The organism is Bacillus sp. FSL R5-0439, assembly GCF_038008805.1.
In the GTDB taxonomy this organism is placed as follows: domain Bacteria; phylum Bacillota; class Bacilli; order Bacillales; family Bacillaceae; genus Bacillus; species Bacillus safensis.
This window is the reverse complement of record NZ_JBBOZW010000001.1, coordinates 1,877,631-1,902,049: the sequence shown is the minus strand read 5'-3', so window position 1 is coordinate 1,902,049 and position 24,419 is coordinate 1,877,631. Positions and strand designations below refer to the sequence as shown.

Annotated in this window: 25 protein-coding genes and 1 other RNA gene; 21 read left to right on the top strand and 5 right to left on the bottom strand. The window is 41.0% G+C overall.

All coding sequences use genetic code 11. The annotated features are described in order from the left end of the window. Positions 1-176 precede the first annotated feature (176 nt). The 6 genes from NST59_RS09530 to NST59_RS09505 all read left to right on the top strand — a co-directional run bounded on the left by NST59_RS09530 (position 177) and on the right by NST59_RS09505 (position 5,209). The gene (locus NST59_RS09530; protein WP_024422682.1) at positions 177-515 is read left to right on the top strand and encodes a PH domain-containing protein; all 339 of its coding nucleotides are present in this window, start codon (positions 177-179) and stop codon (positions 513-515) included. Positions 516-690: 175 nt separating this feature from the next. After that, complete coding sequence (locus NST59_RS09525) at positions 691-1,338, top strand: SDR family oxidoreductase (protein WP_144490250.1); 648 nt, start codon at positions 691-693, stop codon at positions 1,336-1,338. Between the two features lie 91 nt (positions 1,339-1,429). Continuing rightward, entirely contained in the window at positions 1,430-1,930 is a 501-nt protein-coding gene (locus NST59_RS09520) for a TraR/DksA family transcriptional regulator (protein ID WP_039179277.1), read from the top strand. Between the two features lie 132 nt (positions 1,931-2,062). Then, a non-coding RNA gene (gene ssrS, locus NST59_RS09515) (6S RNA) lies at positions 2,063-2,247 on the top strand. Between the two features lie 133 nt (positions 2,248-2,380). After that, on the top strand, positions 2,381-4,183 hold the full coding sequence (gene recQ / locus NST59_RS09510) for a DNA helicase RecQ (protein ID WP_144516026.1): 1,803 nt from the start codon (positions 2,381-2,383) through the stop codon (positions 4,181-4,183). 234 nt (positions 4,184-4,417) lie between these two features. Then, positions 4,418-5,209: a LysM peptidoglycan-binding and 3D domain-containing protein gene (locus NST59_RS09505; protein WP_039179273.1), complete on the top strand. Its 792-nt coding sequence runs from the start codon at positions 4,418-4,420 to the stop codon at positions 5,207-5,209. Between the two features lie 153 nt (positions 5,210-5,362). On the opposite strand, the gene NST59_RS09500 is transcribed toward NST59_RS09505, so the two are convergent. Further along, positions 5,363-5,875, bottom strand: a complete 513-nt coding sequence (locus tag NST59_RS09500; protein WP_039183160.1) for a GNAT family N-acetyltransferase — start codon at positions 5,873-5,875, stop codon at positions 5,363-5,365. Positions 5,876-6,073: 198 nt separating this feature from the next. Between NST59_RS09500 and NST59_RS09495 the strand changes: the two genes are divergently transcribed. The 4 genes from NST59_RS09495 (at position 6,074) to prpB (ending at position 10,293) form a co-directional block, all read left to right on the top strand. Continuing rightward, positions 6,074-6,613: a DUF420 domain-containing protein gene (locus tag NST59_RS09495; protein WP_024422676.1), complete on the top strand. Its 540-nt coding sequence runs from the start codon at positions 6,074-6,076 to the stop codon at positions 6,611-6,613. A gap of 168 nt (positions 6,614-6,781) precedes the next feature. Further along, positions 6,782-7,924, top strand: a complete 1,143-nt coding sequence (gene mmgD / locus NST59_RS09490; protein ID WP_099663405.1) for a citrate synthase — start codon at positions 6,782-6,784, stop codon at positions 7,922-7,924. Positions 7,925-7,926: 2 nt separating this feature from the next. Further along, positions 7,927-9,363: a bifunctional 2-methylcitrate dehydratase/aconitate hydratase gene (locus NST59_RS09485; RefSeq protein ID WP_099663406.1), complete on the top strand. Its 1,437-nt coding sequence runs from the start codon at positions 7,927-7,929 to the stop codon at positions 9,361-9,363. A gap of 12 nt (positions 9,364-9,375) precedes the next feature. Next, positions 9,376-10,293, top strand: a complete 918-nt coding sequence (prpB, locus tag NST59_RS09480) for a methylisocitrate lyase (RefSeq protein WP_099663407.1) — start codon at positions 9,376-9,378, stop codon at positions 10,291-10,293. Between the two features lie 233 nt (positions 10,294-10,526). Here the strand turns inward: prpB and NST59_RS09475 are convergent, their stop codons facing one another. Further along, complete coding sequence (locus tag NST59_RS09475; RefSeq protein ID WP_144490246.1) at positions 10,527-11,189, bottom strand: lysozyme family protein; 663 nt, start codon at positions 11,187-11,189, stop codon at positions 10,527-10,529. Positions 11,190-11,286: 97 nt separating this feature from the next. Continuing rightward, positions 11,287-12,612 (bottom strand): APC family permease, encoded by a 1,326-nt coding sequence (locus tag NST59_RS09470; protein WP_144494312.1) that lies wholly within the window; start codon positions 12,610-12,612, stop codon positions 11,287-11,289. Positions 12,613-12,798: 186 nt separating this feature from the next. On the opposite strand from NST59_RS09470, the gene czrA reads away from it, so the two are divergent. Further along, the gene (czrA, locus tag NST59_RS09465; RefSeq protein ID WP_024422670.1) at positions 12,799-13,128 is read left to right on the top strand and encodes a Zn(II)-responsive metalloregulatory transcriptional repressor CzrA; all 330 of its coding nucleotides are present in this window, start codon (positions 12,799-12,801) and stop codon (positions 13,126-13,128) included. A gap of 31 nt (positions 13,129-13,159) precedes the next feature. Here the strand turns inward: czrA and NST59_RS09460 are convergent, their stop codons facing one another. Then, complete coding sequence (locus NST59_RS09460) at positions 13,160-13,684, bottom strand: mother cell-specific membrane sporulation protein (RefSeq protein ID WP_144494310.1); 525 nt, start codon at positions 13,682-13,684, stop codon at positions 13,160-13,162. A gap of 118 nt (positions 13,685-13,802) precedes the next feature. Here NST59_RS09460 and NST59_RS09455 point away from each other — a divergent pair, with 118 nt between their 5' ends. The 7 genes from NST59_RS09455 (at position 13,803) to NST59_RS09425 (ending at position 19,801) form a co-directional block, all read left to right on the top strand. After that, positions 13,803-14,735, top strand: coding sequence for a helix-turn-helix transcriptional regulator (locus NST59_RS09455; protein WP_327841741.1), 933 nt, complete (start codon positions 13,803-13,805; stop codon positions 14,733-14,735). Between the two features lie 54 nt (positions 14,736-14,789). Beyond that, a complete protein-coding gene (locus tag NST59_RS09450) occupies positions 14,790-15,263 on the top strand; it encodes a GyrI-like domain-containing protein (protein WP_327841743.1) in 474 nt (157 codons plus the stop codon). A 36-nt stretch (positions 15,264-15,299) separates the two neighbouring features. After that, entirely contained in the window at positions 15,300-16,019 is a 720-nt protein-coding gene (locus tag NST59_RS09445; protein WP_058837911.1) for an MBL fold metallo-hydrolase, read from the top strand. A 3-nt stretch (positions 16,020-16,022) separates the two neighbouring features. Next, the gene (locus NST59_RS09440; protein ID WP_058837910.1) at positions 16,023-16,595 is read left to right on the top strand and encodes a TetR/AcrR family transcriptional regulator; all 573 of its coding nucleotides are present in this window, start codon (positions 16,023-16,025) and stop codon (positions 16,593-16,595) included. A gap of 135 nt (positions 16,596-16,730) precedes the next feature. Next, on the top strand, positions 16,731-17,612 hold the full coding sequence (locus tag NST59_RS09435) for a membrane protein (protein WP_039179237.1): 882 nt from the start codon (positions 16,731-16,733) through the stop codon (positions 17,610-17,612). Further along, entirely contained in the window at positions 17,575-18,183 is a 609-nt protein-coding gene (locus NST59_RS09430; protein ID WP_039179234.1) for a DUF4166 domain-containing protein, read from the top strand. The genes NST59_RS09435 and NST59_RS09430 overlap by 38 nt, the downstream gene beginning before the upstream one ends. Beyond that, complete coding sequence (locus NST59_RS09425) at positions 18,173-19,801, top strand: YndJ family protein (protein WP_235354760.1); 1,629 nt, start codon at positions 18,173-18,175, stop codon at positions 19,799-19,801. Before NST59_RS09430 ends, NST59_RS09425 begins: the two co-directional genes overlap by 11 nt. Here NST59_RS09425 and NST59_RS09420 read toward each other — a convergent pair. Continuing rightward, positions 19,798-20,277: a hypothetical protein gene (locus tag NST59_RS09420; protein ID WP_039179231.1), complete on the bottom strand. Its 480-nt coding sequence runs from the start codon at positions 20,275-20,277 to the stop codon at positions 19,798-19,800. The genes NST59_RS09425 and NST59_RS09420 overlap by 4 nt on opposite strands. A gap of 245 nt (positions 20,278-20,522) precedes the next feature. Between NST59_RS09420 and csaA the strand changes: the two genes are divergently transcribed. From csaA to NST59_RS09405, 3 genes are all read left to right on the top strand, one after another. Beyond that, entirely contained in the window at positions 20,523-20,855 is a 333-nt protein-coding gene (csaA, locus tag NST59_RS09415) for a chaperone CsaA (RefSeq protein WP_039179228.1), read from the top strand. 513 nt (positions 20,856-21,368) lie between these two features. Beyond that, a complete protein-coding gene (locus NST59_RS09410; RefSeq protein ID WP_341040580.1) occupies positions 21,369-22,760 on the top strand; it encodes an MFS transporter in 1,392 nt (463 codons plus the stop codon). 24 nt (positions 22,761-22,784) lie between these two features. After that, the gene (locus NST59_RS09405; RefSeq protein ID WP_064497465.1) at positions 22,785-24,392 is read left to right on the top strand and encodes a glycoside hydrolase family 43 protein; all 1,608 of its coding nucleotides are present in this window, start codon (positions 22,785-22,787) and stop codon (positions 24,390-24,392) included. The last annotated feature ends 27 nt before the right edge of the window (positions 24,393-24,419 follow it).

Sequence of the window (24,419 nt, the reverse complement as noted above, 5' to 3'; positions counted from 1 at the left end):
AAATAAATAGAGGAAAGAGCATCGGATCAAAAAGAAAAAGTTAAATGAAATTTAATCTATTCGTAATGGAATAACGATCATTTATAGCGTATTCTATAAGTGAGAATAAAACGTACCCACAGAGCCGTGTGGCCGTTTTGTCATAAAGGAATTTGATGCAGGAAGAGGGGGTTTACGTGGGTATTTTTTCTGTCAGTAAACAAAATGATAAGAAATTCGAATCCTTATTGATTGAAGGGGAAAGAATTGAGGCTGTTTACAGACTGCGTCACGACCAAATTTGCTTTACAAATAAACGACTGATCTTTGGCGATAACCGCGTATTTTCTAAGAAGAAAGTCAGGGTCTCCTTGCCGTATCGATCAATTGAAAGTTTTGCCATTCAAGAAGCTGGCGTGTTTGATCAGGACACAGGTATGCTGCTTGTCACAAGCTCAAAAGTATTTGAACTCGACTTTTCCAAAGAGACTGATTTGAGTGATGTGCAAGCCATTTTGACAAAACATCTTTGCTGATCAATCTTGCGATTACATAGATCATATGCACTTTTCTCATTCTTCGTTCTTATTTTCATAGATCGCACATTTCTGAGCCTTTCCCATCTGATGGGAAGGGCTTTTTTCTGCTTAAGTGTTTGAATGATAGCAAAAAAGGTTAAAGATGAAACAGATACAGAAAGGAGAATGAACAATGAAGGTGTTAGTTGCAGGAGCAAATGGACATACAGGTAGACTTGTCGTTCGTTATTTAAAAGAAAAAGGACATGAGCCGCTTGCTCTCATTCGAGATGAAAAACAAGCTGATGCGCTAAAAGAACTTGGTGCAGCACCTGTCATCGGTGATCTTGAAAAAGATGTGACAGATGCTGTGAAACAAGCAGACGCTGTCATCTTTGCAGCTGGTTCAGGCTCAAAAACAGGTGCGGATAAGACCATTGCGGTCGATCAAGAAGGGGCAAAACGCCTCGTTGATACAGCGAAAAAAGAAAACATCCAGCATTTTGTTATGCTCAGTTCCTATAATGCCGATGACCCGAACCAGGGAAAAGGGCAAGGAAGTATGGAAACTTATTATGAAGCGAAAAGAAAAGCTGATGAACACTTAAAACAGTCTGGTCTTTCCTATACGATTGTCCGCCCGGGCGCCTTGCTGCATAAGGAGAAGACAGGAAAGATTAAAGCTGCCGAGCATATTCCAGATGATCAGAACATCGAGATTTCAAGAGAGGACGTAGCCATTGTTCTTGTGGAGAGCTTAACAGAATCGAATGTGAAAAATAAGTCCTTTGACTTGATTAAAGGCGATAAACCAATCGAAGAAGCACTTCGCCATCTGTAAGAGAAAAAAGCTGCTGCCAAATAGGCGGCGGCTTTTTTGATGTTTTCTTTTCCCTTCCAGCGGGAAGGTAATGAGAAAGGAGTGATTGACCGTGGGCTTAACGAAAGAACAACAAGCTGATTTATACGAAAGATTGATTCAACTAAAAGAAGATGTGAAGGGATCAAAAAAGAAAGAAGAATCGATGCTCGTTGAATCGAGTGAGATATCAAATGGTGTTGGGAATCATATCGCTGATCATGGGAGCATCTATTTAGACCGCATGACAGAACAAACGCTGGATCAAGTCGATGATCAACTTGAAGGTGAAATCGATGCAGCACTGAAACGAATGGAAGACGGAACATATGGGATTTGTGAGAAAACAGGAAAAGAGATCCCATATGAGCGTTTAAAAGCAGTTCCATATACACGCTTTTCAATTGGTGCAAAGAAAAATGAGGAAACAACTCAAGATCCAAACGAGTTTGATCGTTCATTCTCCGATCAAATGCGTGACTTAACGAATAGAGAAACAATGGATCAAATGCATTCAGATACGTATGAAAGACTCGAGGAAGAGCAGGATATTGATGTGGAGGAAGAAAAATAGCAATATATGAGAAGGTTAAATTTTTTCAGAATAATGTTTCCATATGTACTCGTGGACAAAAATCTTGTATACATGAGTATTTCAAAGAAAAAAGATCTCTTGAAATTTAATTAACTTTCGTGTAGTATAGTTTAAAGGCTGCGATGCGCGTAATGTTAATTAAGTTTTAACCTTTAAGCTGTAATAGGGAGTTTTATATTGAAGCCGGAATGTCATGCCTCCTAGAGAGGAAGACAGGAACGTTTCTGCAAACACCCACTTTGAGGAGTGGTGGTTTAAAACTTTCTTACTTAGATTACGGCATCCGCAGCTTTTCCTAGGATGATTCAAGCCATTTTCCATTTCGGAAAATGGCTTTTTATTTTGTGAAAAAACGAAATTGCACAGACCGCCGGATGAAGAAGGAATGTATGTTAAAATAGACAAAACAAAAGACGGAGAGGGAATTGGATGTTAGAACAAGCAGAAGCACTCCTGAAACAATACTTTGGCTTTGACACCTTTAGGCAGGGACAGAAACAAGCCATTGAATCGATTGTAAACAAACAGAAGGATACCGTCTGTATTATGCCGACAGGCGGAGGGAAATCGGTTTGTTACCAGATTCCTGCCCTGATGATGGAAGGAACAACGATCGTTGTATCCCCGCTAATTTCTTTAATGAAAGATCAAGTCGATGCGCTAAATGAGATGGGCATACGATCGTCCTTTTTAAACAGCACACTTTCTGCAGCTGAAATGAATAAAAGGCTGAAAAAATGTGCAGATGGGGAATATCAGCTGCTTTATATCACACCTGAACGATTACAAAATGAACGTTTTTTTCAGCTCCTTGATCGGTTAACGATCCCTTTAATCGCAATTGATGAAGCGCACTGTATATCTGAGTGGGGGCATGATTTTAGGCCAAGCTATCGCTTTATTCAAGAATGCTTAGATAAATTGACAAAAAGGCCAATGATTGTCGCTCTAACGGCTACAGCCACGAAAAAGGTCCACCGAGATATATGTGAACAGCTTGGCATGAACGAAGAAGAAACCATTTTTACTGGGTTTGCTAGAGAGAATTTGTCTTTTCAGGTGGTCAAAGGAGAAAATAGTGACCGCTTTATCACGCATTATATGAAGAAAAACAAGCTTGAGTCCGGCATTATCTATACAGCTACAAGAAAAGAAGCTGAAAACATTTACAATCGGCTAAAGAAACAAAAGATCAAAGCTGGCATTTATCATGGCGGGTTAGATGATGATGTGAGAGAAGAGCAGCAAAACCTGTTTTTAAATGATGACATCCAGGTCATGGTCGCTACATCTGCATTTGGCATGGGAATTAATAAATCAAATGTCCGTTTTGTCATTCATCATCAAATTCCAAGGGATATTGAAAGCTACTATCAAGAAGCTGGGCGCGCAGGCAGAGACGGTCTTGAAAGTGAATGTATTTTACTGTTTTCGCCGCAGGGCGTACGAATGCAGCGCTTCCTCATTGAACAGTCAACAGAAGATGAAGTGCGCTATCAGCATGAACTGCTTAAACTAAGACAAATGGTGGATTACTGTCATACTGAGCAATGTTTGCAGCAATTTGTAATGGACTACTTTGATCAATCAACAAGTACTCCTTGCCAAAAATGCAGCAATTGCCTTGATGAAAGAGAGCGTGAAGAGGTCACTCGAGAAGCGCAAATGGTTTTATCGTGTACGGTTAGAATGAACGAGCGATTTGGAAAAATGATGATTGCTCAAGTACTGGCAGGCTCTAAAAATAAAAAAGTGCTTGATCTTGGTTTCGACCGTCTTCCTACATACGCTTTAATGAAGCAGCAATCAGCCCAGCAAATCAGTGATTTCATCGAATTCCTAATTACAGAAGAGTATTTGCACATGTCTGAAGGGGCTTACCCAACATTAAAAGTGACACATAAAGGGAAGAAAGTGTTAGTCGGACAAGAGGCTGTGTATAAAAAGCAGGCAGTTAAAAGAGAGGCGATTCAAGAAAACGATGCATTATTTGAGCAGCTGAGAGCGGTGAGAATGAAGCTGGCGAGAGAGCAGGGCGTTCCGCCATTTGTTGTATTTTCTGATCAAACATTGAAGGAAATGTCAGCTGTTCAACCTAAAACAGAAGAAGAACTTCTCCATATTAAGGGAATAGGCGCTCAAAAAAGAGAGAAATACGGGGATGTTTTTCTAGAAGAAATCCGTTTATTTATAGAAAAAGAGAAAAATAAAGAGGTTGAAGAAGAAAAATAAATTTTTTTCGCTGCGTTTGGACACGTTTTCAACAGGAGGTTTCTGATCCTTTCAAAACCTTGATATGGCGGGTAATTGAGCTGTTTTGTGGTCTGATTTACCAATGGAGAGAGATGTTTCATGTAAAGGAACTGTAATCTAAAACATATCGTTTTGTTATTGAATTGACATTTACATATGTTACGATAGCACTCGTTAGCCGCCATAAAAAGCTAACAAGGGAGGATTTACTTTATGAAGAAGACTATTATGTCCTTGGTTGCTGTTGCAGCAATCTCAACAACAGCATTTGGAGCACAGCAAGCTTCTGCAAAGGAAATCACTGTGAAGAAAGGTGATACACTTTGGGGAATCTCTCAAAAAAATGATGTGTCTCTAAAGGACCTAAAGGGTTGGAACAATTTATCTACAGACATGATTTATGTAGGTGATAAATTGACAATCTCTTCAAAAGAGAAAACTCAGGAGCAGTATAAAGTCCAGAAGGGGGACAGCCTCTGGAAAATCGCTCAAAAATTCAATGTGTCAATTAGCGATATTAAGTCTTGGAATAACTTAAACTCAGATATAATTGTGACTGGTTCAACACTAAGTGTTGCTGGTCAAAGCTCAGCTCCGGTAAGCTCAGAGCCTGTACAAAAACAGGAGCCTGTCCAAAAAGAGCAAACAACACAAAAAGCTGCTCCTAAAAAGGAAACAGCTAAAGCAGAATCATCTTCTGCTAGTCAAAGTGTACAAAAAGAATTGACTGTAACGGCTACGGCTTATACAGCAAATGATGGTGGCATCTCAGGTATCACTGCAACAGGGGTAAACTTAAACAAAAACCCAAATGCAAAAGTCATTGCAGTAGATCCTAATGTCATTCCATTAGGAAGTAAGGTTTATGTTGAAGGCTACGGTGAAGCTACCGCAGCAGATACTGGCGGCGCAATTAAAGGTAACAAAATTGATGTACATGTACCAAGCAAATCCCAAGCGAAAAATTGGGGCGTAAAATCAGTCAAAGTGAAAGTACTTAACTAGTAATCTATTGTTTTTTGGAAGAAAGCATCAGGTGGCGGCCTGATGCTTTTATTGTACCCTTTTTTTGGTCAAAAAAACACATATTTTTCAGAAAAATTTGCATTTTCGACAAAAACCAGCGTATATTCTATGACACACGCTGGTTTTTTGGCGTTAGCTGTCCACCCAATAAATTTCCCCGCTTTGTTCTTCCCAATTAATTTGGACATCAAATTGGTGCTTTTCATAAAAGTGAATCAAGCGGTCCACGTGATTCCAATCTCTTTTGACGAGGTCACCTGTGATGACTGGAATGTTCTGCTCTCTTGCGATTTCTTTTAAATGCTTCATGCAGATTGAGCCGTATCCATTATCGGGAGGGCCTTTAATATCAGCAATGTGAATCTTTCCTTCTTCAGGATATTCCGCGATTAAGGAAAAATCAGATTGTCCGCGAAAAGCTTTTTCACAATCGCTGAGCATGATTTTGCATGTATCCGCACTTTCAATGGCAGAGACAATCATCCATTCGTCTTCTTTTGCCTGATCAATGCCAATGATCTTTGCTTTTTTCGAAATATCTTTCATATTTTCTTGCATTCGATACATTTGAAACTGCAATTGCTGTAATTCTTGCTCTAACGTCTTCACATCTTTGGTTGTTTCCTGTAAGATTGACAAGTCCATTACTCCTTTCATATAAGAAATCATAAAAACCACATAAATTCCAATTCTAAAGGAAGTGGATGGATCTTTCAAGCCGTTAGAACGCCAGTAATCGGCAAGTTTGTCTAAAATTCGACGAAGACAGCGAATTCATTGACTTTATAGAGAAAGTTAAATAACATACTCTTAGTCGGAACTAATAAAGAGAGGTTTTCAAACATGAACGAACAGAATCAAAAACCGAAAAATTTCACCGGCATTGTTGTCATTTTAACAATTGCCATAAACGGATTAATCGCTTTATTATTTTTAATGCCAAAAACAGATAAATTTAGTCATCTGGACATTACATTTCTTCCTTTACTGAATGCCGTGATGAACAGCTTTACGTTTATCTTCTTACTTTCAGCACTCATTATGATTAAACAAAAGAACATTAAAGCACATAGACGATTTATCTTTGCTGCATTTTCAACAACACTTGTCTTTTTAATTTCCTATGTGACATATCATTCAATGGCAGCTGATACACACTTCGGAGGAGAAGGGATCATCCGTCCAATTTACTTCTTTATTTTGATTACACATATTGTGCTTTCAGCAATTATTGTACCGCTTGCATTGATTACACTATTTAGAGGCGCACAGATGCAGGTTGAGCGTCACCGTAAAATTGCCCGCTGGACGATGCCGCTTTGGCTCTATGTTAGTCTCACGGGCGTCATTGTCTATATCATGATTTCTCCATACTACAGCTAACGTATGTCCAACTGGACATACGTTCTTTTATTTACAAGATGAAGTGCTTTGGATAGAATGGAAATTGGATATCCGACTTGCACGGTATCTTCCCATCTATAGATTCACATCATTTCTGGCCGTTTGCTCGTTTGGAGATCAACAATTGGACGAAACGGGGGTTATATGATGACTGAACAATTGCAGTATAAACCGGGGCTTGAAGACATTGTGGCAAGCGAAACGTCCATATCATATTTAGATGTGGAGCAAGAGGAAATTGTGATTCGCGGGTACGACCTCATTGAGCTAGCACAAAACAAGACATATTTAGAAACAGCCTATCTGCTTATTTATGGAAGATTACCAGATACGATGGAATATCACCAATTTCAGCAAGATATATCCTCACAAACGAACTTACATCCAACCATTCAAACCATTTTAACGAAGCTGCCAAAAACCACTCACCCTATGGATGCGATGAGAACGTGCTTATCTGCTCTTGCAGGGTACGATGATGCACTACATGATCGATCAGAAGCGTGCCAAGTGAAGCGTGCAGTTCGATTACTAGGCCAGCTGCCGGCCATTGTTGCTGGAAGCTATTATATTCTCACAAAAGACGCCGCTATTTCTCCAGATCAGACCAAATCCTACACTGAAAACTTTTTATCCATGCTAACTGGACGCACCCCGACCCAAGACGAAATCATCGCTTTTGACCAAACACTTACATTATATAGTGAACATGAGCTGCCGAATTCAACGTTTGCGGCTAGAGTCATTGCATCCACGCATTCTGACATGTATGGTGCTTTTACTGGAGCGATCTCTTCATTAAAAGGCGACCTCCACGGAGGAGCAAATGAAGCTGTCATGCACATGCTTCTTGAAGGAAAAACAACGGAAGGATTTCTTGCGCTCATTGAACGAAAATTAGCCGCAAAAGAAAAAATGATGGGTTTTGGCCACAGAGTATACATGAGAAAAATGGATCCGCGCGCCGCTCTTTTAAAACGTTCATTGAAAACGCTTACTGAATCGAAGGGAGATACAACGCTATATGACATGTGTGTAGCAGGAGAGGCATACATGAAAGAGCAGAAAAACCTCTATCCAAATCTTGATTATTACGCCGCTCCTATTTATTACGTGCTTGGAATTCCTATTTCACTTTATACACCCATTTTCTTTGCTGCAAGGGCTAGTGGATTAGCAGCCCACGTTATTGAACAACATTTGCATAACCGCATTTTTAGACCGAGAGTCCGGTATTTAGGGCCAAGAGGATTAAAGGTTTCAAATGATGATGGAAAAACGGGGGAATGAATATGAACAAAACAGCAGTCGCCAATCAAACAGATCAGCTATTAGAAGAAATTGCTGCCTATGCAGTAGACGGAGAAATTACGAGCAAAGAGGCCATTGAAACCGCGCGTTATGTGCTCATAGACACGCTCGGTTGCGGTATGCTGGCACTCAATTTTCCAGAATGTACGAAGCACCTTGGTCCCATCGTACCTGGAACAGTTGTACCTAACGGAGCAAGAGTTCCCGGCACTTCGTTTGTGCTAGATCCTGTTCAAGCGGCTTTTAATATTGGCTGTATGATTCGCTGGTTAGATTATAATGACACATGGCTTGCACAGGAGTGGGGCCATCCGTCAGATAACTTAGGCGGAATATTAGCTGTAAGTGATTATATTAGCAGAAATCGTCTTGCAAACGGAGAAGAGCCGCTAACGATGAATGACGTACTGCATGCAATCGTCAAGGCACATGAAATTCAAGGTGTGCTCGCTTTAGAAAATTGTCTGAATCGAAATGGATTGGACCATGTGTTATTTGTCAAAGTGGCAACAAGTGCAGTTGTATGTGCAATGCTTGGCGGAACAAAGGAAGAAGTCCAGCATGTGTTATCACAAGCGTTTGTTGATAATTCCCCGCTTAGAACATATCGCCACGCCCCAAACACAGGATCGAGGAAATCATGGGCAGCAGGGGATGCAACAAGCCGCGGAGTGAGACTGGCAATGATGACACGAAAAGGGGAAATGGGCTATCAAACGCCGCTTAGTGCAGAGAAGTGGGGCTTTGAAGATGTTCTTATGAAAGGAAAACCACTTACGCTCGCCCAGCCTCTTGGATCATACGTCATAGAAAATGTTCTTTTCAAAATTGCTTATCCTGCTGAATTCCATGCGCAGACTGCTGCAGAGGCGGCTGTGATGCTGCATGACGCGGTAAAAGATCGTTTAGATGAAATTGACCGGGTAGAGATTACGACACATGAGTCAGCGATTCGGATTATTGATAAGAAAGGGCCGCTTTATAATCCGGCAGACCGTGATCATTGCTTGCAGTATATTACAGCAATTGGACTGATTTATGGTGAGCTAACAGCTGACCATTATGAAGAAGAAACGGCGCAAAATCCGGCCATTGATCGTCTGCGTGATCAAATGGTTGTGAAAGAGGATAAGCGTTATACAGAGGATTATTTAGATCCGAAAAAGAGATCAATTGCAAACTGTGTACAAATTTTCTTTAAAGACGGGACGATGACAGACCGAATTGAAATTGAATATCCGCTTGGTCATCGTAGAAGAAGACAGGAAGGCATTCCGCTGCTTGAAAAGAAGTGGATCTATCATTTGAAGACAAGATTTCCACAAAAACAAGTAGATCAAATTGTGTCACTCTGCCAAAATCCAAATCAATTAAAAACAACAACAGTACCAGCATTTATGGACTTATTCGTTATATAAGGGGGAGCTAGCGTGTGGATCGTGAATGAAGAAAGAAGTCAGGCTGATTTAGCCGCAGCCTTTAAAGAACAAATGAACAAATCAGCTTTATTTCAAATTCCAGGCGTTCACGATGGAATGTCTGCGCTCTATGCAAAAAAAATGGGCTTTCAAGGACTCTATTTATCAGGTGCCGCTTTTTGTGCCAGCAAAGGACTGCCTGATCTCGGCATGATCCATTCAACAGAAATGGCTGAAAAAGCGAAGGAGATTATTCGAGCATCCCAGCTGCCGCTTTTGGTCGATATGGATACAGGCTATGGCGGTGTTTTAAATGCAGCAAGAGCGGCAAAAGAAATGGTTGAAAGCAAGGTGGCAGCTGTTCAAATTGAAGATCAGCAAATGCCGAAAAAATGCGGGCATTTAAATGGGAAATCACTCGTTCCAGTAGAAGAAATGGTCGCAAAAATCAAAGCCATCAAACAAGCGGCACCAACGCTTTTGGTGATTGCGAGAACCGATGCAAAGTCAGTAAATGGAATGGAGGATGTCATCCGCCGGGCCAATCTTTACGTAGAAGCAGGAGCTGACGCTATTTTCCCTGAGGCACTCATCACAGCAGAGGACTTCACGCATGCGTCAAACAATATTAAAGGTCCGCTCCTTGCCAATATGACGGAGTTTGGCAAGACGCCTTATTATCATGCAGACGAATTTTCAATGTTTGGCTTTCAAATGGTCATTTACCCTGTGTCATCACTCAGAGTCGCTGCAAAAGCGTATGAGCGTTTATTTACAGAAATCATGGAAAAGGGAACGCAGCAGGGGATACTTGGGGATATGCAAACGAGAAAAGAGTTGTATGAAACGATTCATTATGATGAGTATGAGGAAATGGATCAGCATTTAGCAAAAACGATCCTCCCGGAAATTGGGAAAGAACAGCGATAAAATGAAAAGCACTTCCTTGACGGAAGTGCTTCAGCATGTAGACAAACCCTCGCATTCGGTGTCAGGTCTGCGTGCCGGTGCTCACGATTGTCAAATTCGCTCCGCTCCGGTACTCGTCCTTCCTAGAATGCAAAGGTTTTCCATCACGCTGAAAAGAAGACAAAGGGCTAAAATCAAGATCATTTTAGCCCTTTGTCAACAATCTAAAACACTTCCTTGACGGAAGTGTTTTTTTACGATGATGATGTGGATGATGAAGCCAATTTCATCTTTTCTTCAACTGTTTTCGTTTTTTCTTTTACTTTTTCAGCGTAAGTGAAATCACCGTAGCAATACGGATAGCGGAAGTTATCCTTGTTGCCGCCGCACGTATAGACCTTGGGGTTTCGTTTCACTTGCTTTTTGGAGTATTGCTTTGCCAATTTCTCGGAATGTTTTCCCCCGTTTTTTGCAACAAAATCAATATAGCCGATTCCCATGTTATAGCTTTGAATAATGGTTTCCAAATCAACGCCTTTTTTCTTCCCATGCTTGTACATAGTCGAAAAATGATGGACTCCTTGTTTAATGCTTTTCTGAGGGTCATTGATTTCATTTCGTTTCAAACCAAGAGATTCAGAGGACTGCATTGGATCTCCGCCTCTGCCTTTTGATTCTTGATACATCATACCGAGGATTAACGCGGTATACTGATCTAAATCTTGATCTCTTAACTCTGTTTCTACAAGCGGTTTGTAATCATCCAATCTCGACAAAACAATTGATTCCGTATCAATCGGCAGCTTTTTTAACTCCTTTTGATTAAAGGAGATGGCAATGGCTGCTAATACGAAAACAAAGAGAAAAATCGTGAAACAGCCTGAAATGGCAAAACATCCTGTTTTTTTCTTTTTCAAGGTCAGTTCACCCCTGTTTTGCCCCGCTTTTAAAAGGGAAGTACAGCCTTTTTATTATGACATATCCTAAGCAGGATACCAAGTGAAAACCTTATAATCAATCATATCCAAACGTAAATTCAGACCTTGTTTTCAGCCTGAAGCAGAAATAAATAAAACCGATCATCAGCCAAATCATGCCAATGATTAATGCATTTGTACTGATGCTCGTTAACAGCCAAATACAAAACGCCGTCCCGCATAGAGGGATCACTGCATATCTCAATGTATTCAGAACACCTCTTTGTTTTTGTCTGACGAAAAAGTACGCAAAAACAGACAAATTCACAAAGGTAAATCCAATTAACGCGCCGAAGCTGATAAAGGAATAAATGACTTCAAGTTCGCCAACGACTGCGGTTAAGGAGAAAGCCCCGATTAATAAAATATTAAAAACAGGGGTTTTTAATCTCGGATGAATATAACCGAAGAATCGCTTCGGTAACGATTGATCTCTTCCCATTGCATATAAAAGCCTTGCTGCACTCGCATGTGACGATAAGGAGGAAGAAATGACAGCGACCATTGTGCCAGCTAAAAAGAACGAGTGGAGAAATGCGCCGCCCACGAATTCTGCAATTTCAAGTGAGGCTGCATCAGGATGTTTGAACTGATGAAAATTTGGAAACACCTGCTGCAAAAAATAAGACGTCAACGTAAACAGTACGCCTCCAATCGCAACTGTTAAGAAAATGGCAAGCGGAATCGTCTTTTTTGGTTTAATGGTTTCCTCAGACATCGTCGAAATGGCATCAAATCCTAGAAAGGAGAAACATAAAATGGTCGCTCCTGAAAAAATAAGCGCTGGATCTAAGCTCGCTGAATAAAAAGGCCGGGCTGACAATAACTCTCCACTGCCAGCGTTTTGCGTGAGCCCATAAATAACAAACCCAACAAAAGTGACGGCGACAATGACCTGAAACGTCACAAATAGCGCCGTAATGTTGGCTGTAAGCCGAATACCGATTACATTGACAGTCGTTATGGCGATAGCAAGTATGATGATCCAAATGTAATGAGGTACATCAGGAAAGGCTGCGGTTAAATAAGCACTTCCTATCGCAAAATTCACCATAGGCAGAAATAAATAATCCAGTAAAAGTGTCCAGCCCACAAGGAAGCCGACATGAGGATGAATACTTTTTTGCGCATATGTATAAGCAGATCCTGCTTTTGGAAAAGCCTTCACCATATTCCCATAGCTAAGCGCTGTCAATAGTAATGCCAGTAAGGTAAATATATAAGCTGCAGCTACGTGTCCTTTCGTCAGCTGAGCAACAATGCCGTATGAATCAAATACGACAAGTGGATCCATATAAGCAAGCCCGATCACAACAAGTGGAAAGACAGTCAGGCTGCGTTTTAGTCTTGGCTCTTCAGTCAATTTGCCTATCAGCTCCTCTAAAAAAATGAATAAATAATGCTCATTTTAAAAAGAATGCTACCAAGTGTCAATGCTATTTGAATAAATCTTTTTTCTGAAGTGTGCCCGCTTTGCACGCCGCACGTTTTAGTATATGATGATACATAGAATAAGTCGTGATTTGACTAACAAGAAAGGTGAAGCGAAATGAAGGAAGAACTGAATACAAATCAAGAACAGGAACGGATGGAGCTGGATGAAGAAAGTTTATTTCTTGTCTCCCAAACGTTTAAAGCCTTATCTGATCCGACACGTATTCGCATTCTGCACCTGCTGTCTCAAGGTGAATACTCGGTCAATGATATCGCGGAAACGCTGAATCTCATGCAATCAACTGTTTCTCATCAGCTCCGTTTTTTAAAAAACCTTCGTCTCGTGAAATCTAGACGAGCAGGGACATCGATTTTTTACAGCCCTGAAGATCAGCATGTGATGGAAGTACTTGAACAAATGATTCACCATGCGCAGCATGACTAATAAAAACCTTCCTACTCATATAGGAAGGTTTTTACGCATGATGCATATGTGCTGATCGTTTACCTGCTTTCATCATTTGATAAGAAAAAACGACATAGTAAGCAGCTAACAGAAAAAAGCTGAGCATGGTCATGGCATCATCACTCACAATATGCTGATACAGTTCAACGACACCAATCTTTGTGAGCGAATGGTTTGTCAGCTCACCCAGCTTAAAACTAAGTCTAGATAAAAATAAGCATAAAATGAAGCTTTCAATCCATTTACTCGTTTTCACATAAAGACGGCCATTTTCTTCTTTCATCCGGATCGTCTCATAGGCATGAACGGCCAGACTGCTTCCAAAGAGCATACCAATAGCGGCATAGATGAAAATGCTGTGATTTTGCCAGCCTTCTAATAAGAGAATAAGGGCAGTGAGTCCAAATACATACATTCTCATCAAAAGACTGATTGGGCGCACAAGCTGATAGCGTCTCATACGATTCATTCGAAAAATGATGCAGATCAGCATAATGCCTCCGATTATGAATAATTGCCACACGTGATGTGTCATGATGCAACCTCCTCCTGCATGTGCAGGGATGTAAACGAATGCTGGCTGTTCCTTATCTTTACCATTCTTTCTTTTTTTATCAAATCAAAACCTACATTTATGAAAAAGAGGAAAAGGCATGAAAATCGATCGTATTTTGTCTATTGTGATGCTGCTTATTAGCAAGAAGCAAGTCCAAGCGAAAGACCTTGCTGAACTTCATGAAGTGAGTGTGAGGACGATTTATCGCGATATTGAGACCATCAATCAAGCCGGGATTCCTGTTGTGACAACACAAGGAGCAGGCGGAGGCATTTCACTTGTTGATGACTATCGTTTAGAGAAAAAATTATTTACCGATGATGACATTGAACTTATTTTAACAGCTCTTGAAAGCATGACGAGTGCATATTCCTTTAAAGAAAGTGAACATGTACTGAAAAAAATCAAATCTCTTATTCCGCGACAAACTCATGAAAGTGAGAAACAGCACCATGTCTTTATTGATTTAAGCTCATGGGGGAAAGACAGTCAGGCTGAGAAGAAGCTGCAGCTGATCCATACCGCTGCCTCCGCGCATCAATTCATCCAGTTCACTTATCGCAATGCAAAAGGTGAAACACTTCCACGGAAAGTGGAGCCTTATACGCTTGTCTTAAAAGGAAGGCATTGGTATTTGTATGCGTTCTGTTGTGTGAAAAAAGCTTTTCGTCTGTTCAAGCTGACAAGAATGACAGACCTCATCACCATTTCAGCATATTTCAGGCCGAAAAGAATCAAAAATGAAGAGAAGCCTTGGAATGACTCTTGGCATGAAGAACCTTCAGTCACAACGCTCACGCTCAGGTTAACGGAAGCATCAGTTGGCAAAGTGAAGGAATGGGTGGATGAGAACGAATTGATCGTCAGTTCAGATGGAACCTATTTGGCAGCATTGACCGTGCCGCAAGATGATTGGCTGCACAGTTTCCTATTCCATTTAGGACCGGACGTCGACATTCTTTCACCTCAGCACATCAAGGAAGCGTTTGATCTCAAATTAAAACAATTTATGAAGAGATTAGAAACTTGACACACAGTTGTCAGGTTTCTTTTTATATGATGGGAGAAAAGGAGATGAGAATGTATGTACGATATCGTGACATTAGAAAAACAACGGATCAAAGGGTTGTCTGTTCGAACTACAAACGAAATAGAGCAAACAAAAGAGCGGAAGATTGCGCCGCTTTGGCAGGAATTTTTTGCGCAGCAGCTTCATGGGGGACAAGCCCCAGTCATAGGGCTTTATTCAGATTATGAAAAAGATGAACATGGCTCGTATTTATTCACGGCTGGGCAGTTCGCGAGGCAGCATCGAGATCATGTCATAGAGATTCCTGCGTCCACCTACGCAAGATTTCAAACGAGAAAGGGACCAATTGAAGAGGTTGTGCTTGAAGCATGGCACAAGATTTGGACGTGGGATCAGCGACAATACCGCACTTATACAGGTGATTTTGAATGGTATGATGAAAGATCTATTGATCCAAAAGAAGCGCAAATTGATATTTATATTGCGGTGGATGAAAAAATGTTTGCTAAAACTAATGCCATTAGTTAATATAAAACTAACGACATTAGTTTTAGGAGGGCAATCATGAGATTAACAACTTTTGACCGTCTGCACCAGCTTACATTGATGCCGCGATTATTTCCGGTAAATTGCTATGTATTTGAGGAAGAGGAAGGACTCATTTTAATTGATGCTGCTTTAAAAATGGCGGCGAACTCGATCATCGAATTTGCCCGTAAAAAGAACAAACCAATTCATAAGATTATTCTCACTCATAGCCATATGGATCATATCGGTGCATTAGATGAGGTGAAAAAGGCTTTTCCCGAGGCAGTCGTCTATTTATCAAAACGTGATGCCCGCCTTTTTGAAGGTGACTTTTCCTTGCTGCCTAGTGAACCCCAGCAAAAAATCAAAGGCAGTTTTATGAAAAATATTCATACAAAACCAGATGTGCTTGTCGAAGAAGGAGATGAGATTGGGCCCTTCAAAGTGATTGCAACACCTGGCCATACACCTGGCAGCATTTCTTTATACGATGAAAAGTCAGGAGTTGTCATTGCAGGTGATGCACTTGTGACAAAAGGCGGCTTATCGGTAACGGGTGAGTTTCGGTGGAGCTTTCCGTTCCCGGCATTTGCCACATGGGATGCAGAAACCGCACTAAAAAGCGCTGAAAAATTACTAGCACTGCGCTTATCCTGTCTTGCTGCCGGACATGGTGACCTTATGATTGAACCTCATGAAAAGCTTCAAGCTGCCGTCCGTAAAAGGCAGCACCAGCTAAAAAAAGGAGGGCAGTAAACCGTGTCTCCAAGAATGGGAATTACACAAGAAAAAATTATGGATACAGCGGCAGCATTTGTTGATGAAGAGGGCTTTTCCGCTTTGACCATTGCTACATTGTCTAAAAGGCTGAACATCAGACCGCCTTCTCTTTACAATCACGTATCCGGCCTTCATGAGATTCAGGCAGCACTCGCAGTAAGGGGGCTGTCCATGCTTTGTGAGGAAGGGATGCAAGTCACAGAGGGGCTGGAAAAAGAAGCAGCTGTTTTAGCCTTTGCCAGACAATATGTGCAATTTGTCCGAGAACACCCCGGTCTTTATGAAGCTGCCTTTTCACATATGAACGAAAAAGAAGTACGACTTGCAGCAGAGCGCCTTGTTCAGTTTGTTCAATCCATTATGTCACGCTTTGGTGTAAAGGAAGAGGAAATGACGCATGTTGTCAGAGGACTGAGAAGCTTACTGCACGGCTTCGGTGATATTTCTAATAAAAAGGGATTTCAACGAAAAGAACAGCTTGAAGAAAGTGTGAGCTATGCGGTTCGGCTCTATATCACAGGAGTATTGCAAAAAGAAGATCTGTCTATATGACAGGTCTTTTTTTTGCAGCGAACCGATATCATAAATGGCACAATTTTTTAAGAAAAAATGAATAAAGATTTGACAGTTTTGTGAAACATGGTATGCTTATTATGTGAAATAATTCACATAGAGGAGTAGAGGCAGATGAAAAGAAAGCCTGTTTATGTGGAAACAACCATTCATGCACCTTTAGAGAAAGTATGGGAATATACGCAAAATCCAAAGCTTCATGAACAGTGGGATTTGCGCTTTTCAACCATTTCATTAAATGAACCTCAAGATGAACAGCCCCAAACCTTTTTGTATGAAAAGCATCTTGGATTTGGTGTAAGTGTCACAGGGACAGGAGCATATCGAACTAGAATGATGGATGAACGGAATGAACGGGCATCCTCGCTGAAATTTAAATCGTCACACCCGTTGTCTTTTATCAAAGAAGGCGGCGGCTATTGGAAATATGTGAAAACGAACGATCATATTGTGTTTCAAACTCAATTTGATTACAAAACGAAAGAAGGAAAAGGATGGGCGTGGGCAGATCGATTTCTTTTTCGCCCGATGATGGGATTTATGACGGCCTTTAGTTTTGGCGCACTAAAGACGTGGCTTGAAAAGGGAACGCACCCTCGGTTGTTACTGGAGAGAACCCTTGCCCATTATGGAATTTGTTTGCTGTTTGCCATCGTCTGGCTATGCCAAGCGGTCATCCCATTTTCACATTCCGCTTTTGATCATAGCACCGGATTTCGGTTGTTTTATGCCCTGATAGGCGTATCGTGGCTGATACCTAAGCTATCAAAGAAATATCTGTTCATTCTTCAAAGCGTGTTTCTGCTGATGATGCTTTGTATCGGGATTGTATCCCCACAATCGACACTTCATGAGCCGCTTGTGATGAGTGCATTTTTGATTCTATCCATTGGAGGAATGATTAATTTAAAAGATTGTATAGATGTATTTTCGATCAAACGGAAAAGGGGAGGTAGACATGGTCGTTCATCGTCATCAAGTAAAGGATTACGATAAGCTTCATCCAAAATTAAAAGAGAGATACAACCGTGCGTTTACCGCTGAAGGCACTATGGAGGAAATAGGCGGCGGAACGAGGCTCATTCGATTTTTCTTCAAAATTGGTCCACACTTTCGCTGTTTTTTCCCCGAGAGAGGAAAAAACATTCCCTTCCGAATTGTGAATAAACCCTTTATGACAAATAAGGGAGAGGAAGGCATGCACTGGTTCCGTACGTTTTATTTCCCAAAGAAGGAAAGGCACTTTGATGCAGATATGATCATTGATGAGAAGAGTCATAAAGTACTAGACTATTTTGGAAAGCCTCGACTTCTTATGTCAGAGCTTCATTTTACAGTAACAAAGTATGGGTTCCTTCACATTCAATCCGGCCAGCAGAAACTGTTGATGTTTGGACGTGAGTGGCCGCTGCCTTCATGGCTTTATGGTGAGTCAGATGTCACAGAAGGCTACGACGAGCGTACAGATGAGTATACGATTCATGTGCATGTGAAAAATCGACTGTTTGGCACTCTTTTTACATATAAAGGCCGATTTACTGAAAGGGTGGAGTCTCATGATGAATAAATGGCACTTGATATCAAGCCTTCTCTTCATGTGTTGTTTTATCGCCGCCCGTTTGATGACAGGTCCGATAGCAGAGTTTTTTGTACTGATAGCGATTCTGTTTTTCCTTCCTGCAGTGTTAGCTTTTTTTGCGAAGGAAGAGAGTGAGAGTAAGCCGGGAGTACTGCTCGGTATTTTAATGAAAGCCTTTCCATTAGCTGCTTTTTGTGCAACGGCTGCATTTATCTATCATTCTGCTTTGTTTGCATCGGGATGGTTTTTGTATACGATCATTTTGGCGTTATATGGCTTTACTCGTTTGCTGAAAAGGGGAACCGTTCCGCTTCATGAATTGATGATTGATGGTGCATGGATGTATCTCGCTTTAGGCGGGCTTTGGTTTTGGCTGTATACAGCAGATATACAGGTGATGACCTTTTCACCAATCATCGTGCTTTTGACTGCTATTCATTTTCATTACTCTGCTTTTTTTATCCCGCTTTTCTATGGATTATTAGGGAGACAGAGAGAAAAAGAGACAGTTTTATACAAAGGGGCAGGCTGGGTGATTTTGCTGTCGCCTGTGATGATTGCTGTTGGGATTAGCTTCTCCCGTCTATTTGATACGTTCAGCGTTATGCTATATGTCATTGCACTCTATTTGTACGGCATTCTTTGTATGAGAACAAGGTTTCGATCGACTGTGGCAAAAAGGCTGGTTGTGTTTTCTAGCTGCATCTTAATGGCGACGATCGTGCTATCTCTTCTATATTCTGCCGGCATGCTCATGCACGTGACCTATATCAGTATTGATCAGATGATTTGGTTTCATGGCAGTATCAATGCCTTTTTTGTGATTTTACCAGGTCTGATTGGATGGCTGATCGAAGGGCCAAAGGATCAATTGAAACAGAAGAACTTTCCGATATCAAGCGTGCATGGCCGTTTTCATAAGATCTCTTTTCAAAAGGAAAGAATGCATGATCGCGAGAAGCTCGGTTTAGTCGATTCACTTGATGATTTAAATGGAACGACGTTTTCAGCTGAAAGGGTATCACCTGTGATTCGGAGGTTTTATGAAAATCCGACGGCATTTACGTTAAAATCAGCAGTCTGTTTTCATTGGTGGGTGAGGCCGTTTGTTTTTTTACTTCAGCCCATGTTTAAGAAAATAGGGCAGCTCTATTTAGGAACATCTCGTATCCCATATGAAATGAAGGGACGTCTGACTACATTTCAACATCCTAAAGAAGAGCGAAAGAAAGTCAGGGCGTGGATTCGTCACAACGAAAAAGGGGAGCAGGTCTTTTTTGCACTTTATGCTCATCATCACGATGCAGCTGCGGGCTATATGAATATTGCGCTGCCGCTTCCATATTCTCAGATGACCGCCATTTTAAAACCTTTTAATGAAAAGGAAGACTTTCTCTTAAAAAGTGCATGTCCAAAAGGCAGTACCGGTGACGAAGGATTGTATTTGCATACGCCTTTTATCACCATGAAACTGCCAATGGAAGAAAGCTTTCATATGAAGCCGGAGACAGATAAAAGTCTCACAGCAGTTCATCAAATGAAGCTATTCGGTATTCCCTTTTTAACGATTCATTATCAAATTGACAGCCGGAAGCCATCCTGTTAGTCAATGATGTCACATGGTTCACCGTGCCGAATGATGTTCACAATCGCTTGCCCATCACTCGGATGATGATCTGCATACTGGACTGGCAGCAGTGCAAAAAATACATAGTAGACAGAGAAGTAAGCAAATTGATAGAAAAATTGATGTTCTGGCAGGATATCATTGGCGATCATTGTATTCAGGATGAGAACACTGAGCAGGTTGCATAATGATCCGCCTAGGTAGACAAGAATGTGCGAGAATCGGTTATTTTTCCTCATTTCTTCATAATGGCAAAATGCATCTAGAAAATAGATACGTCTAATTTCAACAACGCCTATTTTCAATACTTTTTTGCCTCTGCCAAGAGCAAAAGAAACCTTTGCGCCAAACATCCACGCGACCATAATATGGCCAACCTGATGCAAGATGGCAACGATAGGAAGAATGACGAAAAACGACCAGCAAAATGTCCACATATCCGATAATGTAAACAAGTGTTAACCCCTCCCCAATATATTTGGGAGGAAGCAGTAGGATTATTTGCCATTTTACTGAATTCATTTTCAGGATGCAAACATTTAATACAAGACAATAAAATTATTATGTAAACTAAAGGTTGGATTTTGCGATGAATCGGCTTTTTGACTCACTTTTTTTACGAAATGAATGTGCTACAATGAAAAAACAATGGATGTCTCTAGTAAATGAACTTACCCTTGAATGAAGAGGAGAGAATCAGATGGCAGATATTGAACAGTTTTTAGCGTTAGATATTCGTGTTGGGACGATTATCGAAGCAGAATTCTTTGCAGAGGCAAGAGTACCTGCATTAAAACTCAAGATTGATTTTGGTGAAGAGATTGGTCTAAAACAATCCAGTGCTCAGCTGACAAAACGGTATACAGCTGAGAATATCATTGGCAGGCAAATCGTAGCAGTCGTCAATTTTCCGCCAAGAAGAATTGCAGGGTTCAAATCAGAAGTGCTTGTATTAGGGGGCATGCCGTCAAAAGAAGACGTAGTATTACTAGCAACAGATGAGCCTGTTGAAAATGGGACAAAAATAGGATAAGAAAAAAGACATCTTCCTGAGAAGATGTCTTTTGCGTATTGAGGCGGAATAACCACACGCCACATTCGTGTGTGTCTCAAGGAGACATGTTACCCGACTTACACAATTCAGCTCATCGCTTGATAAATATAGCATGGGATGAGCTGAATTGCAACCATTAAATGATTCACTTCAGTTTTTCACGTCATTTCAGCAGAAAAATGACAAGAAATCAATTATTTGGATTATTTTTTCGAAAAATATTGAAAAGTCAGATCAGATTTTATAAAATGAACTCATCTTAGTTTGTTTAGTCGATAAACTAAGATGAGTTCTAAGTGATGATCCGACTATTGAAGGGGATGATTCTGTCATTCAAATCATTTGCTGCGTATGTGGGCTAAGCTGAAAGGGTTAGATGTTCAGCTTCATTTTTACAACAAATTGAAAGCGCTTTATATTCATTGCATTGACTGCTGCTGCCCTCCATCATCTGTTCATTAGAAGAGGCTAAGAGAAGAAGGGAGAAAGCTCATGGTAAGTGAGAATTTAAAAGAGATTCGTATGTCTGAAAAAGTGGGATATGCTTCAGGAGATTTCGCATGTAACTTAATTTATGCAACTGTCTCTACGTATCTATTATTTTTTTATACAGATGTGTATGGTTTATCAGCGGCAGCAGCAGGGACGATGTTTTTAGTTGTTCGGGCCATTGATGCGCTTGCAGATCCGTTTATTGGTGCATTGGTGGATCGAACGAACAGCCGTTTTGGCAGGTTCAGACCTTACTTGTTATTCGGGGCGTTTCCTTTTGTGGTACTCGCCATCCTTTGCTTTACAACACCTGATCTTTCTGAAATGGGTAAACTCGTTTATGCCTACATCACGTATGTTGGTTTATCGCTTACATACACATTCATCAATGTTCCTTATGGTGCTTTAACATCCGCAATGACAAGAAATAACCAAGAGGTTGTCAGTATTACGTCTGTTCGTATGCTTTTTGCTAATCTCGGAGGTCTAGTTGTTGCTTTTTTTGTTCCTTTTCTTGCGACTTTTTTGAGTGATAAAACAGGAAATACAGCCCTCGGCTGGCAGATGACGATGGCTTTTCTCGGCGTTCTTGGCGGTGCATTACTTATTTTCTGTTTTAAAAGCACGAATGAACGTGTCACGCTTCAAAAGCCGGAGGAAAAAATTAAGTTCAGTGATATCTTTGTCCAGTTACGTGTGAATCGTCCGCTTGTTGTATTAAGCATTTTCTTTATTATTATTTTTGGCGTGAACTCGATCAGCAACTCTGTTGGGATCTATTATGTGACCTATAACCTCGGCAGAGAAGATTTAGTGAAATGGTACGGACTCATTGGGAGTCTGCCTGCTTTAATGGTGCTGCCGTTTATTCCAAAACTGCACAAGCTGTTAGGAAAGAAAAAGCTGCTGAATTATTCATTATTGCTGAATATCGTAGGTCTTCTTGCATTACTTGTGATACCGCCGAGTCAAATCACTTTAATACTTATTTTCAGGCTAGTTGCAGCTGCAGGAAGTATTACAGCCGGTGCATATATGTGGGCGCTCATTCCTGAAACCGTTGAATATGGCGAATATAAAACAGGGAAAAGGATGGGTGGACTCATCTATGCCATCATCGGATTCTTCTTTAAATTTGGAATGGCATTAGGCGGGATTGTGCCAGGGCTTGTACTCGATCGCTTTGGCTATATTGCGAATCAAGTGCAAACACCAGAAGCATTACTTGGCATTTTAATCACGACAACGGTGATTCCTGTATGCTTACTGATTTTAGCGATGGTGGATATTAATTTTTATAACCTAGATGAAGAAAAACATAAAAAAGTCGTACGGGAGCTTGAGAACAGAGACAAGGTATATATCGATCATATGGACGATTTTAAAATGTAGGTCTCTGAAAGAGGAGGAAGTTCAATGAAGATTACCAATCCAGTGCTCAAAGGGTTTAACCCTGACCCAAGTATTTGTCGTGTCGGAGAAGATTATTATATGGCCGTCTCTACATTTGAGTGGTTTCCAGGGGTGCAAATTTATCATTCAAAGGATCTCGTCCATTGGCGCCTTGCTGCGCGTCCTTTGCAAAAAACCTCGCAGCTGGATATGAAGGGAAATCCTGATTCTGGTGGAGTATGGGCACCGTGTTTAAGCTATGCGGATGGGCAGTTTTGGCTTATTTATTCAGATATCAAAGTAGTGGATGGTCCATTTAAAGACGGTCATAATTATTTGGTCACGGCAAGCGAAGTGGACGGCGATTGGAGTGAACCGATCCGGCTCAACAGCTCTGGGTTTGATCCATCTTTATTCCATGATCAAAGCGGGAAGAAATACGTCTTAAATATGCTGTGGGATCATAGGGAAAAGCACCATTCCTTTGCAGGTATTGCCTTGCAGGAATATAGTGTGGCTGAAAAGAAGCTCATCGGTCAAAGGAAGGTCATTTTTAAAGGCACACCGATTAAATTGACAGAAGCGCCGCATCTGTATCATATCGGTGACTACTACTATTTATTAACGGCAGAAGGAGGTACCAGGTATGAGCATGCGGCAACGATCGCCCGGTCCCCGCATATTGAAGGGCCTTATGAGGTTCATCCTGACAACCCGATTTTAAGTGCCTTCCATGCGCCTGAACATCCGCTTCAAAAATGCGGGCATGCTTCAATCGTTCAAACGCATACAAATGAATGGTATCTCGCTCATCTTACTGGCCGCCCAATTCAATCAAGCAAGGAATCTATTTTTCAACAGAGAGGGTGGTGCCCTTTAGGAAGAGAAACAGCCATACAAAAGCTCGAATGGAAGGATGGCTGGCCTTATGTTGTTGGCGGAAAAGAGGGGACGCTTGAGGTTGAAGCGCCAAAGATCGAAGAAAAGGTTTTTGCACCAACCTACCATACAGTCGATGAATTTAAAGAATCAACACTAAATAGACACTTCCAAACATTAAGAATTCCGTTTACCGATCAGATTGGTTCGTTAACGGAGAAACCTCAGCATTTAAGGTTATTCGGTCACGAATCTTTAACGTCTAAGTTTACCCAAGCTTTTGTTGCAAGGCGCTGGCAAAGCTTTTATTTTGAAGCAGAGACAGCTGTTTCGTTCTTCCCAGAAAACTTTCAGCAAGCCGCTGGTCTTGTGAATTATTATAATACGGAAAACTGGACAGCACTCCAGGTGACATATGATGAGGAACTTGGGCGCACTCTTGAGCTATCTGTCTGTGAAAACCTTGCCTTTTCTCAGCCATTGACACATAAAATCATCATTCCAGACGAGGTCACTTATGTCTATTTAAAAGTGACCGTTCAGAAAGAGACATATAAATATTCTTATTCTTTTGATCAAAAAGAGTGGAAGGAAATTGATGTGCCGCTTGAATCCATCCATTTATCCGATGATTTCATTAGAGGTGGGGGATTTTTTACAGGGGCGTTTGTCGGTATGCAGTGTCAAGATACGAGCGGCGAGCGTCTGCCTGCTGATTTTCACTATTTTCGCTATGAGGAAACAGATGAATAAAAAAAAGACAACGCGCTACGGGCTGTC